Genomic DNA, 13,680 nt, shown 5'->3' on the forward strand with positions numbered 1-13,680 from the left:
CCCCTCCCGTTGATCGCCCGCGGAGCGGGCCGTGGCGAGTATACGACTGAAAGTTAGCTGTGACCAGATGTGACCCGGCCGCCAACCGGTGTCCCGCAAAGTGCCGGAACTTCCGTGGGCAAGGAGGCGGGCACGCCGCCCGCCGGCGATGAAGTCCCGAAAGCTGTTGCAGCGAGGCAGCTTCAAGATCATGCTCGATGATCTCGGCACATGTACGCCTGAGGACCGATCAGGGTGACGCGAAACTGACGCGGGCGGCGAAAACGCCTTCGCTTGCGCAGTGCCCGTCCTACAGTTTGCTCTGCAGGCGTCGGAACCGAGGAGGGGACATGGGGGACATCCGTGCGGCCGGTGAGCCGACGGGGTGCTACGCGCGCTACGTCGGACGGGTCGGTGGGCTGGCGTTCGCACTCGGCGTCGGGGCGGCAGTTCTGACAGGGCAGGCGGTGGCGTCGGCCGACACAGGTGAGCGCGACACCAGCGCATCGTCGTCTTCGCAATCTCGCGCTGAAACCGGTCCGGCCGCGCGGTCGGAGTCGACGTCGTCGCCGAGGCGCGGCACACAACGCAGCCTCGGCGACGACCGATCCGGAGCCGAACCTGCCGACGTCGACGTCGAACCTGAAGAACCCGAGGTGACGGACGAGGTCTCCGACAAACCCGACGCGGCCGTCTCGATCGCCGCGCACCGGTCCTCCCGGACCGCAGCGCGCAGCACGGCTGCGAACCGCACCGACATCACAGGCGATGGCCTCGACGGCGCGTCACAGACCGCAGCACCCACCCCGCTGCAGCGTCTCTTCGACAACAAGACCCCCACGCTGCGGCACCAACCCAGCGACAACTCCGTCGACGGCGGCGTCATCGAGGGCAATCTGCGCCCCGACGACCCGGACTCGACCCGGCTGACCTACTCGGCGACGCGGCCGAACCACGGCACCGTCTCCATCGCCTCCGACGGCTCGTTCGTCTACACACCCGGCGCGACGTTCACCGGGCAGGATCGATTCACCGTCACTGTCAGCGACGCGCGCAGCGGCTTCCACATCCACGGCTTGGCCGGCTTGATCAACCTGGTGAGCTTCGGCCTCCTCGGCAACAGCGGACACCGCAGCTCGCAGACGGTCTTCGTGGGATACGAGCGCGCGACGGTGGTCGGCGGCCTCGACCAGCCGGTGGACTTCCGCATCCTCGACGACGGCCGGATCATCGTCGCCGAGAAGACCGGTGCCATCCGGATGGTCGAGAACGGAGTGCTGCGCCCGCAACCGCTGGTCACGCTGGCGGTCAGCACGCTGGGTGAGCGTGGCATCGCCGGTCTGGAGGTCGACCCTGATTTCGACAACACCGGCTACCTCTACGTCGCCTACACGACCACGACCAACCAGCTCTCGCGGTTCACGGTCGTCGGCGACACCGTCGCAGAAGGCTCCGAGCTGGTGCTGGTGCAGTCGGATCAGGCCGCAGCGGCCAACCACCACGGTGGAGCGCTGGGCTTCGGCCCCGACGGCAAGCTCTACTGGGGCGTCGGTGACAACGCCAGACCCGGCAATGCCCAGGATCTGACGAACATCCACGGCAAGATCCTGCGGCTCAACCCCGACGGCAGCGTCCCCACGGACAACCCGGCGCTCGGCGACGGTGCCCTGCCGCTGATCTACGCGTACGGGCTGCGCAACCCGTTCCGCCTGACCTTCGCGCCCACCGGGCAACTGCTGGTCGCCGACGTCGGGCAGTCGTCGTGGGAGGAGCTCAATCTCGTGACCGCCGGCGCCAACTACGGGTGGCCGGGCGCCGAGGGGCTGTGCACCAGTGACTGCGCGGACGTGGTCGACCCCATCTACACCTACCCTCGCGGCGGGGGCGCGGCGATCACGTCGGTGCTGGTCTACAACGGGTCGGCGTTCGGGCCGGACTTCCGCGGCAAGGTGTTCATCGCCGACACCGTCCAGGGGTGGATCCGCGTGCTGACCTGCAGCCCGGATTTCACCGCGTGTGCTGATCCCAAGGAGTTCGACCCGGACGCCGGCTACACCGTGGTGCTGCGCGAGGGGCCCGACGGCAACATCTACCAGTTGGTGTACGACTCGGGATCGCTCGTGCGGATCTCACCGGCAGGAGACGCCGTCGCGGTGTGACGGACCGTCGGTGACCGCGGCCGGCGCCCGAGCCGATCACCCCACGGCGCCGAGCAGTTCGCCGCACGCCTGGCTGCACTGACGACACACTCGTTCACAGATCGCGCAGTGTTCGTGGTGGGAGCTGTGCTTGGCGCATTCCTCGGCGCAACTCTCACATGCCGTCACACACGCAGCGAGTAGCGCTTTGGTCAGGTCGGCGTCGGAGCCTGTGCGGCGGGACAGCACTTTCGCTGTCGCGCTGCAGATGTCGGCGCAGGCGAGGTCGGTGGTGATGCATCGGGTCAAGTCGGCAACCGAGTCTTCGCCCAGGCAGGCGTCCGCGCACGCGGTGCAGGTCTGGGCGCACTCGACCAGGACCTCGATACAGCGCGCCAGCGCCGCCTCATCGACGCCCGACGGACCTTTCGGGTGGCTCTGCAGCATTGCTGCAACGGTGCTCATATCCCTTCTCCGTTCTCGTCGAGTTTCCCGGCTCCCCCGGCACTCAGGGCCGCGTACCCGGGCCCACCGGGGATACACCTCTAGGTCGTGGCGCGCCGGCAACCCCTGCGGGGAGGCACGAAAGGCGCCGCGAATTTCGAGGATTGGGAGCAGACGTCTGGGTTACCCGTGCCATGAAAGGAGCACCGATGACCACTCAACATCATCCTGTGGCGCAGCCTGAAAGGACCGGCCGCAGGAGCGCACCACTGCTTTCGCTTACGGTCGCGGCACTGTTGGCCGTGACCGCGACAGGCTGCGGCGAGGAGGTGATCGGCTCGTCGACCAACCGCGGCTCGGGCTCGGAGACCGAGGACACCACCGTCGAGAATGCCTTCATCGTGCCGACGTTCCTGCCCGGCAATTGCGCCATTCAGGTCGGCAGTGGCGCGCTGATGCGCTTCACCGTCACGAACACCAGTTCAGAAAGCGTCGAGCGGCTCAAAGGCGTGTCGACCGCCGGAGCCGAGAGCGCCGACATCGGATCTGGCGTCGAGATCCCCCGGCGTTCGACGGTCGCCTTCGGTCAGCCGAGCGCCGAGTCGGTGGGCACCGGGACCGAGCGGCCGGCGCTTCAACTCAGCGATCTGTCACCGGACCTGAAGCCCGCGATGTCGACCGACGTCACCTTCCACTTCGACCGTGCCGGTGACATCACGATTCGGGTGCCGGTCGAGGCATGCCCCGGTCAAGAGCAGCCGGCGCCTGAAGTGAGCGGCGGGTGACGCTCGGGAGCTACCCGCGCCTCCCGTATGCCGTCGGCCCCGACGAATCGTTCCATCGGATCACGACGCGCCGTGCAGCTGATGGCAACGACCATCGAGATTGCATGAGACGCCTGCAGCGACTCGGAAGAACCGTCGCGGCCTGGTCGTCACCGCTGTGCCGCACTCCTGCGGGTTCGTCCTCTTCCTGATCTCCCTGCGCCAGGCGCGACGCGTTCGCCCAATCCCGACGTCATCGACGAGATCGTCGCGATGCTGCGTAACCCGACAGAGGGCCGCCGCGCCCCTCTGCCGCCAGGGCCCGCGATCACAGCGAAGATCCACCTGGAGCAGCAATCTTGCCTACCACGACGGATTTCGAGGTAGGTGAACCCGTATCCCAGGCGGGAACTAGTTCGCTGACATCGCTACTGATCGATCGATAAATGCTTGTCAATGAACTGAGAGGCCTCGGAGCAAGGTTTGCGAATGAACCTCGGGGCAATCTCGAATCCCATGAGTAGCTGTGTTCAGTACTTTGCTCTAATCGCACCTGTGCGCACACAGTTTGTCCGCATACCAGGAAAATACCACCAAAAGCTCTTCACAATTACGCTCCGCTGAGTCTATTATCTGGGACGTCAAATTTTGCTAGATGTGCAGCTGCATGCTCATGAGCAACAGATGCGCACCAAGCTGAACGGACTGGCCCAGGACGGACCAGAGGGTTGGGAGCCACACCATGAGCGTTGGAAAACGTCGTCGCCAGGATGCTTCGAGCAAAGCTCGGCACCAGAGACTGAAGAACCCCAGCTATGCACAGGCGACCTACCCGACGTTCAGCCTGGCGGGTGACACCGTAGGCCAGGTCGTTCCCAAGATCACCGCCGGCAACCACGCGAAGTACATCGGCCGCGTCGGCATGCTGGCGGTGGCCCTCGGAGTCGGAGCCGCAGTCACCACCGGTCACGGTCTGGGGGCCGCACACGCCGACACCGGGGTGACCTCCACGGACTCGCCGACGAGAGACTCCCGATCCGACGATGCGTCGAGACGACCCTCCTCCTCGCCGACGACGCCGGGTGCGTCGACAAACCCCGTGTCCGGGGACACCGCAACCGACGTCGAGCTCGACGAGATCGACACCGTAGACAACGAGTTCGAGGACGTGGAGCTCGAGGATCCGGAGACCGGTGACGCCGAGCTCGACGATTCCGACGCGGTGGACGAGCCGACCTTCGATGTCGACGACGAGACTGACCTGCCGGACGAGGTCGAGGGTGTTCCGTCGCTCGAGGATTCGCCTGCGGACGAACCGAAGTCGGAGTCCAAGCGCCAGAGTGCGTCCCCGTTGTCCGCCAGACGTTCGGCAGCAGACGCCGCGCCGCTCACCGGACCGGAAGGCAGTGGCGAGTCCACGACCTCAGAGCCGCCCATCGTGTCGAACGATCCGGAGTTGCCGTCGGGGCTGGAGTCGACGACCCCGGACGAGAACGAAGAAGAGAGTGCGTCCGACGCAGTTCACACCCCTCTCGCCAACGACGGATCCCAGCCGCGAGCTGCTGCCGCGTCTGCCTCCGCCCCCGATGCCGTCACGGCGGTCGACGGCGTCCAGGAATTCGTCTCCACGCTGTTGGCCCCGCTCGTCTCGCCCGGCCCTACCGCTCCGGCGCATCCCCCGCTCCTGTGGGCAGTGTTGGGATGGATTTCCCGGGAGATCCAGCGCACCTTCTTCAACCGCACCCCTGATGTGCGGCCGCAGGACATCAGCCTCGTGCTGGAGCCGGGTGAGACGAGTGGCCCGATCTCGTTCGACGGTCACGACGCCGAAAGAGATGCGATCACCTATTACGTGCCGACGCGCGGTGTGCCCGGCGGACCGCAGCACGGAACAGTCGTCGTCGACCAGGCGACCGGGACGTTCACCTACACGCCTGACCCGGGGTTCACCGGCACCGACGAATTCGTCGTCACCGCAAGCGATGCGGGTAATCGCTTCCACCTGCACGGATTATTCGGATTCCTCAAGCCCAACCGGGGCCACGCCCATTCGGCGAAGATCACCCTCGACATCGGCGCCCCGGCCGGCGCACCGACGGCCACCAACGACACCTATCAGACGGCCGAGAACGATGTCGTGGTGGGCAACGTGCTGTCCAACGACGGCGGCCCCGCCCACCAGAACCTCGTCGCCACACTGCTTTCCAGGCCCTCCCACGGGAGCGTGACGCTGAATGCGAATGGAGAGTTCACCTACACGCCGGACCCCGACTGGAGCGGCACGGACGAATTCACCTACACCGCATCCAATCCCACCTCCAGCTCCGTTGCCAGCGTGACGATCACCGTCACCCCCGTCAACCGGGCGCCGATCGCCGTCGACGACCACTACACGACCACCGAAGACACCCCGATCAGTAGGAACGTCCTGACCAACGACAGCGACCGCGAGGGCTCCCCTGTCACCGCGGAGGTGGTGACCGGAGCGAGCCACGGCGTCGTCGAGTTCAACGCCGATGGATCGTTCACCTACACGCCGAACACCGACTTCAACGGTATCGATCACTTCTCGTACGTCGCCTCCGACGGATTGCTCACCAGCGCACCGACTCTGGTGACGATCACCGTCGTCGCCGCCAACGACGCGCCGGTGGCCCATGACGACTCGTTCAGCATCGACGAGGACGCCATCCTGACCGGCTCGGTGCTGCACAACGACACCGACGTGGACTCCGATCCGCTGACGGTGTCACTGACCTCAGGGCCGACACACGGTCAGCTCGACCTGAACCCGGACGGCACCTTCACGTTCACCCCGTTCGCCGACTACAACGGGACCGACTCGTTCACCTACACCGTCAGCGACGGAACAGCCACCGCGACCGCCACTGCCACCATCACGATCGCGCCGGTCAACGATGCGCCCATCGCCCATGACGGGTCGTTCACCGTCGGCGAGGGAACGTCGCACACCGGCACCGTGAACATCGAGGATGCCGAGGACGGCACCCTGACCGCCACCGTCGTCGACGGTCCGAACCACGGCACGTTGACCATGAACACCGACGGTTCGTTCATCTACACCCCCAATGCGAACTACAGCGGGACAGACTGGTTCGCGTACGCCGTCTCCGACGGCACGCTTTCCAGTGCACCTGCCGTCGTCCAGATCGTCATCACTCCGGCCAACAACGCCCCCGTCGCCCACGACGACGTCTACTCGATGAACGAGGACGCCATCCTGGCGGGCTCGGTGCTGTTCAACGACAACGACGTCGACCGCGACACCCTGACGGCCACAGTCGCATCGGGTCCCGGCCACGGTGTGCTCGTACTCCTGCCGAACGGCTCGTTCATCTACACCCCGACCGCCAACTACGCCGGAACCGACAGCTTCACCTACACCGTCAGTGACGGCACCGTCACCAGCAACACCGCAACCGTGACCATCACGGTCAACCCGGTCAACGACCCTCCCGTCGCCGGTGACGACATCTACGATGTCGACGAAGGTGGCAAACTGACCGGCAACGTTCTGTCCAACGACCGTGATGTGGAATCCCCCTCGCTGACCGCGGCTTTGGTCGACGGTCCGGCCAACGGCACCGTGGTGCTCAACTCCGACGGGACCTTCACCTACACGCCCGCCGCGAACTTCGACGGCGTCGACTGGTTCACCTACACCGCTTCCGACGGCACAGCTGTCAGCACACCAGCCGTGGTGGTGGTCGTGGTCAAGCCCGTCAACAACGCTCCGGTGGCCACCGACGACAGTTACACCGTCGTCGAGGACGGCGTCCTGGTCGGCGATGTGCTGTCGAATGACGTTGACAGCGATAATGATTCGCTGACCGTGTCATTGGTCAAAGGTCCGGTGCACGGCGTGCTGGAATTCAACGACGACGGCACGTTCGTCTACACCCCGGGCGCGAATTACAACGGCGTGGATTCGTTCACCTACATCGTCGGCGATGGCAGCCTCACCAGCCAAGAGGCGACCGTCACCATCACGGTGACGCCTGTGAACAACGCACCGGTCGCTGTCGGTGATTCGTTCAGCACGGACGAAGACCGCGAACTGTCGGGCAACGTGCTCACCAACGACACCGACATCGACGAAGATTCATTGACCGCAGAACTGGTGGCCGGACCTGCCCACGGCACCCTGGTCCTCAACGCCGACGGCACGTTCACCTACACCCCGACGACCAACTACCACGGCACCGACACCTTCACCTACCAGGTCAGCGACGGAGAGGCCACCAGCTCGGTCACCACCGTCAGCCTCACCATCAACCCGGTCAACGACGCCCCCGTCGCCCATGGTGATTCCTTCGTCATCGACGAGGACAGTGTCCTGACCGGCGACCTCCTGACCAACGACACCGACATCGACCAGGACGACCTGACCGCGACAGTGGTGGCCGGACCGGCCCACGGCACCCTGATTCTCAACGCGGACGGCACCTTCACCTACACCCCGACAGCCGACTACCACGGCACCGACACCTTCACCTACCAGGTCAGCGACGGAGAGGCCACCAGCTCGGTCACCACCGTCAGCCTCACCATCAACTCCGTCAACGACGCCCCCGTGGCCGGCAACGACTCGTTCACATTCGATGAAGACCACATGCTGACCGGCGGAGTGCTCGACAACGACAACGACAACGACGGCAACCCACTGACCGCCACCCTTGTCGACGGCCCGGCCAACGGCACGTTGACGTTCAACGCCGACGGCACCTTCACCTACACACCCGACGCCGACTACCACGGCACCGACACCTTCACCTACACCGTCAACGACGGCACCACCACCAGCTCGGTCGCCACCGTCAGCCTCACCATCAACTCCGTCAACGACGCCCCCGTCGCCGGCAACGACGGCTTCACCGTCGGGGAAGACACCCCTCTCGCCGGCAACGTCCTGACCAACGACAACGATGTCGATCGCGACACCTTGACCGCGACGGTGGTCACCGGGCCTGCGCACGGCACGCTGATCCTCAACGCCGACGGCAGCTTCTCCTATATCGCCGACCCCGACTACAACGGTGTCGACAGCTTCACCTACCGGGCTTCGGACGGATCCACCACGGGCAACACGGCACTCGTGACGATCGCGGTGACCGCCGTCAACGACGCCCCGGTGGCCAATCACGACTCGGTCACCACGAACGAAGACACCCCCGTGACGGGCAACGTCCTGACCAACGACAGAGACGCCGACGGGAACCCTTTGACCGCCACCCTTGTCGAGGGCCCGGCCAACGGCACGTTGACGTTCAACGCCGACGGCACCTTCACTTACACCCCCGATGCCGACTCCAACGGAACCGACACCTTCACCTACATCGTCAACGACGGCACCACCACCAGTTCCGTTGCTACCGTCAGCATCTCCGTCAACCCGGTCAACGACGCCCCTGTCGCCGGCAACGACAACTTCACCACCGACGAAGACACCCCGCTGACGGGCAACGTCCTGACCAACGACAGAGACGCCGACGGCAACCCGCTCACCGCAACGCTGGTCACCGGACCCGCCCACGGCACCCTGACCCTCAACGCCGACGGCACCTTCACCTACACCCCGACGGCCGACTACAACGGAACCGACAGCTTCACCTACACCGCCGGCGACGGTACGGCCGCCAGCACCACGGCCACCGTCATCGTCACCGTCAAGCCGGTCAACGACGCACCGGTGGCCACCGACGATGCCTACACCACCAACGAAGACACCGAGCTGACCGGCAACGTCCTGACCAACGACAGAGACGCCGACGGCAACCCGCTCACCGCGACGGTGGTGACAGGCCCGGCCAATGGCACGTTGACGTTCAACGCCGACGGCACCTTCACCTACACCCCGACGGCCAACTACAACGGAACCGACACCTTCACCTACGAGGTCAGCGACGGCACCACCACCAGTTCCGTTGCCACCGTGAGCATCACCATCAACCCGGTCAACGACGCCCCCGTCGCCGGCAACGACAGCTTCACCACCGACGAAGACACCGAGCTGACCGGAAACGTCCTGACCAACGACAGAGACGCCGAAGGCAAACCGCTCACCGCAACGCTGGTCACCGGGCCCGCCCACGGCACCCTGACCCTTAACGCCGACGGGTCGTTCGAGTACAACCCGCACGCCAACTACAGCGGCACTGATGTCTTCACCTACACGATCAGTGACGGCACCCTCACCAGCCATGTTGCGATCGTCAGTATCGCCGTCACCGCCGTCAACGACGCCCCCGTCGCTGTCGGTGACAGCTACACCATCAAGGAGGACACCCCGCTGACGGGCAACGTTCTGACCAACGACACCGATGTCGACGGAAACACCCTTACAGCGATCCTGGTGGACGACCCCGCCAACGGCACCGTGACCTTCGGCAAAGACGGCACCTTCACCTACACACCGAACGCCAACCACCACGGCACCGACACCTTCACCTACACAGTCAGTGACGGCACCAACACCAGTGCCCTTGCCACGGTGACCATCACGATCGACCCGGTCAACAACGCACCCACGGCTGTGGGTGACAGCTTCACCACCAACGAAGACACCGCGCTGACCGGAAACGTCCTGACCAACGACTCGGACGTCGACCGTGACCCGCTCACCGCAACCCTGGTCACCGGCCCCGCCCACGGCACCCTGACCCTCAACGCCAACGGCACCTTCACCTACACCCCCACGGCCAACCACAACGGAACCGACAGCTTCAGCTACGCCGCCGGCGACGGCGTCACGAGTTCGGTTGCCACAGTGACCATCGCGGTCAACCCGGTCAACGATGCGCCCGTCGCCACAGGCGATACGGTCACCACGACCCAGAACACCACGGTCATCGTCGATGTGCGCACCAACGACACCGACGTCGACAATCCCAAGGCCAATCTGAAGGCAACGGTGCGGACCCAACCCAAGAACGGCACGGTGGCCCTCAATGCCGACGGCACCTTCACCTACACCCCGAAGCTCGACTTCACCGGCACGGACAGCTTCACGTACACCGTCAGTGATGGCACTGCCACCAGCAACATCGCCACCGTCAGCATCACGGTCGTGGACAACATCGCGCCGCGAGCCGTCAACGTCCAGACCACCAACAGCGGGTCCTTGAGTGGCATCATGGACAGGGGTGACACGATCACCTACACATTCAGTGAGCCGATCGATCCCACTTCGATCCTCGCCGGGTGGGACGGAACCACCACCGAGGTTGTGGTGCGGGCAAGCGGCGACGTCGGGTCGAACGACATCGTGCAGGTCTACGACGCTTCGAACGACTCGCTGCTACCACTGGGGACCATCGACCTCGGCCGCGGCGACTACGTTGTCGGCCTCGGGTACTTGAGGTTCGGCACTGCGGTAAGCCCCTCGCGGATGACGATGACCGGCAACACCATCACGGTCGTGCTTGGGCTTTTAGTACCGCTCGGTCCGGGCCAGAACTTGTTCCCAAGCGGGTCGGGAACGATGGTCTGGACGCCCTCGACGACGCCGAGGGACCTGGCCGGCAACGCCCTCGCGAGCACCCCGGCCACCGAGACCGGGTCCGCCGACAGGGACTTCTGACCGCAACCGACGAGTGAACCTCGCAACCCGCCCTCAGACCCCCGCGAAAAGGGGGCCTGAGTGGGTGGTGGCGACTTGAGTCACATCCTGATGTGAACTTGTGCCCACTTTTCGGACAAGTTTCTCAGTCGTACGAAGTTTCTTTCTATTTTGAAGCCGCTTGATCAGCTGGCTCACGACGCACCAAGAGCTGCAAGAACTCCCGGTTGATATACAGACGATCGCGGCCGATCTTCATGGTCTGCAGCATCCCAGCATCGGCAAGCGCGCTCAGCCACGAAGTCGCGGTAGGCCGCGAAACATTGCATCGAGCCATCACGGTAGCTATGCGGCAATAGGGCTGTTCGAACAGCACAGATTGAAACTCCGCATCCCCGCCCCCGCGCGAGACGGCGCGTGCACGCTGATGGAAGTCGTCTTGCAAGGCGCGAATAGCGTCGATTTTTTTCATCGTGTACCGCGACGTGAGTTCAATCCCGGTCAAGACGTACAGCACCCACTCCTCCCACGCCGACTCGGCGGTGACTGCGAGGAGCAAGCGGTAGTAGTCGTTTTTCGAATCGATGAAGTACCGCGAAAGATAGAGCACAGGCAGCCGGAGTAGTCCCGCTTCCATGAGCATCAACACGTTCAGAATCCGCCCTGTCCGGCCGTTGCCATCCGTGAACGGGTGGATCGCTTCGAACTGGTAGTGGGCGGCGGCCATCCTGACAAGTGGGTCGAGTCCGTCATCCGCATGGATGAATCGCTCCCAGTCTCCGAGCTTCTCGTTGATAACGTCGCGCCCCTCGGGCGGGCTGTAGATCACTTCACTAGTCCCTGGCCGGCCAATCCTGGTACCAGGTAGCGCGCGCACCTCCATCTCCCGCCCTTTGATGATGCTGCACACCGCAGATGCCGTAGACGTGGTGAGGCCGCGCTCGATGGTGTGGTCGAATCCCGCACGAAGCGCTGTTCGATACCGCAGCGTTTCGCGCGTCGCGGGATCAGCACCCGCGTCGTGGTCGAGATGCCGGAAGAGCTCATCTGTAGTTGTGACGATGTTCTCTATCGCGGAGCTCGCTTGCGCCTCGAGTATCGGGATGGTGTTGATCAGAACCGCTGGGTTGGGGATCGAGACGACCGCCTGGTCGAGTTGGGCGAGCGCAGAGTTGGCCCCGATGGCAGCCTTCAGCACCCGCCGCGTCTCTAGATCATCGGCGCTCGGCGGTGCAGGCAAATCGTTGTACGGCCGTTCAGGATCCCACTTGGTCACCCCGCATACGATCGCAAACCAAGTACCGATATGTAAAGTTTCGGAGGAAATTTTTACATGTTTTGAGGACGGTTGAGTTTGTTTTGCATATGGATGAAACGGCTCGCGGGCTCCGCCGGCACAAAACGCGTCAGGCCCCCTCGAAGGGGGCCTGAGCGGTGGTGGCAGGTACAGGATTCGAACCTGTGTAGGCGTAAGCCGACGGATTTACAGTCTGTCCTTCTTGGCGTTTGCTTGAACCGGCGTTGTTGACTGCGCTGTCAACCCGCTGGTCAGGATGCGGTTGGTGTTGGCAACGGTGGATGGTAAGCGAAACTGCTGCGGACGCACTGCGGACGCGCTGCCCTCAAGGAGCCTCGGGCGGCTCGTAGTTGAGGAGCAGCCGTCGGCTGGTCGGGGTGAGCCAAGAGACCGGTAGCACCGGTAGTGCCCCGATCGACCGCACGCGGTCTCCGCCGACTGCGTATCTGATGGCGGCCGTTCCGGCCGTAGGAGCTCGATCGCCGCGGTGATGTCATCGGCAGTCATCCGCCACCGCCGGCCCACCTTGTAGCCAGGGAGCACCGGTGAGGCTTCCCGCGAAGGCGTCTGGAGAGCCACTGGACGGCGGCCGGGCCGGAGTCCCCGCAGATGATCTCCGCCGAAATCTTCAAGCGAGTAGGTCATGATGCCAATCATGCGTTGGGCGCTCTGCTGGCACCTGGCCCAAGCAGGTGCTGGCCGGGTGCGTCGGACTCGAGCTTTCAGAGTTCTCCGCTGGGCACTATTACTTGCGCTCGTAGGACTCGCGGCTTCGCGGTACCTACACGTCGGCTCCGCCGAGCTGGCCGACTGGTTTGCCGCTGCTGGGACGATCTTCGCAGCATGGGCCGCGTTGCACATTGCCACTGCCGACAGACAACACCGCGAGCAAGTCGCCGAGGAGGAGGCTATCGCCCAGGCGCGACTCATCGATATCAGCTGGGAACACAGCGGCGCCAGCGACGAACACTTCTACCAAATGCGGATTCGCATCACCAACCTGAGCCGAGAACCCGTGCTGCAAGCAGTTCTAGTCGACGCGGTAGTCGACAGTTTCGGCGCCGGCGAATTCACACTGGCTGACCCCATTCCCAACCGGGTGCTCCGTATCGTGCCCCGGTTCGACCAACCCGGCGGTCAACTCTGCGAATTCGTCGTCGGACTCAAGAACGTCCACGGTGTGGTCTGGCGGCACGGAAGGGCTGACCACTACCCGATGAGAGTCGAAATCACGATCGAATGCGTTGACGCCTCGGCCCGGCATTGGAAGCTGTCGAGTGAGGATGACCCCCAATTGCACCGTTCACGCATAGACCCTTGGTACCGCGGACTCGTGGGCCATTACTCGTCACGAGAGTTCTGGCGACGCGTCCTCTGGGGAGTGCGATGACACATGTCGCCTCCAAGGGCTGCCCGACGTGACCGAATGTCGCGGCGAGGTCAGGAATGTCCATCGGCACTGCAACAATCGGTGTCACG

Annotated in this window: 6 protein-coding genes; 4 read left to right on the top strand and 2 right to left on the bottom strand. The window is 64.4% G+C overall.

Features of this window, described 5'->3' with window-relative positions:
• Window positions 1-329: 329 nt before the first annotated feature.
• Window positions 330-2,138 carry a PQQ-dependent sugar dehydrogenase gene (locus tag ACQI46_RS02290; RefSeq protein WP_427092309.1) on the top strand — a complete coding sequence of 603 codons (1,809 nt, stop codon included), beginning with the start codon at window positions 330-332 and terminating at the stop codon, window positions 2,136-2,138.
• A gap of 36 nt (window positions 2,139-2,174) precedes the next feature.
• Here ACQI46_RS02290 and ACQI46_RS02295 read toward each other — a convergent pair whose 3' ends face one another.
• The gene (locus tag ACQI46_RS02295; protein WP_427092310.1) at window positions 2,175-2,582 is read right to left on the bottom strand and encodes a four-helix bundle copper-binding protein; all 408 of its coding nucleotides are present in this window, start codon (window positions 2,580-2,582) and stop codon (window positions 2,175-2,177) included.
• A 281-nt stretch (window positions 2,583-2,863) separates the two neighbouring features.
• On the opposite strand from ACQI46_RS02295, the gene ACQI46_RS02300 reads away from it, so the two are divergent.
• Together ACQI46_RS02300 and ACQI46_RS02305 are read left to right on the top strand one after the other, a co-directional pair.
• Window positions 2,864-3,346, top strand: a complete 483-nt coding sequence (locus tag ACQI46_RS02300; protein ID WP_427092311.1) for a hypothetical protein — start codon at window positions 2,864-2,866, stop codon at window positions 3,344-3,346.
• Window positions 3,347-4,067: 721 nt separating this feature from the next.
• Window positions 4,068-10,925: an Ig-like domain-containing protein gene (locus tag ACQI46_RS02305; protein ID WP_427092312.1), complete on the top strand. Its 6,858-nt coding sequence runs from the start codon at window positions 4,068-4,070 to the stop codon at window positions 10,923-10,925.
• Window positions 10,926-11,070: 145 nt separating this feature from the next.
• On the opposite strand, the gene ACQI46_RS02310 is transcribed toward ACQI46_RS02305, so the two are convergent.
• Window positions 11,071-12,180 carry a Fic family protein gene (locus ACQI46_RS02310; RefSeq protein WP_427092313.1) on the bottom strand — a complete coding sequence of 370 codons (1,110 nt, stop codon included), beginning with the start codon at window positions 12,178-12,180 and terminating at the stop codon, window positions 11,071-11,073.
• Window positions 12,181-12,844: 664 nt separating this feature from the next.
• On the opposite strand from ACQI46_RS02310, the gene ACQI46_RS02315 reads away from it, so the two are divergent.
• Window positions 12,845-13,591 (top strand): hypothetical protein, encoded by a 747-nt coding sequence (locus ACQI46_RS02315; protein ID WP_427092314.1) that lies wholly within the window; start codon window positions 12,845-12,847, stop codon window positions 13,589-13,591.
• Window positions 13,592-13,680 lie beyond the last annotated feature (89 nt).

The organism is Mycobacterium sp. SMC-4, assembly GCF_050205565.1.
GTDB lineage: Bacteria > Actinomycetota > Actinomycetes > Mycobacteriales > Mycobacteriaceae > Mycobacterium.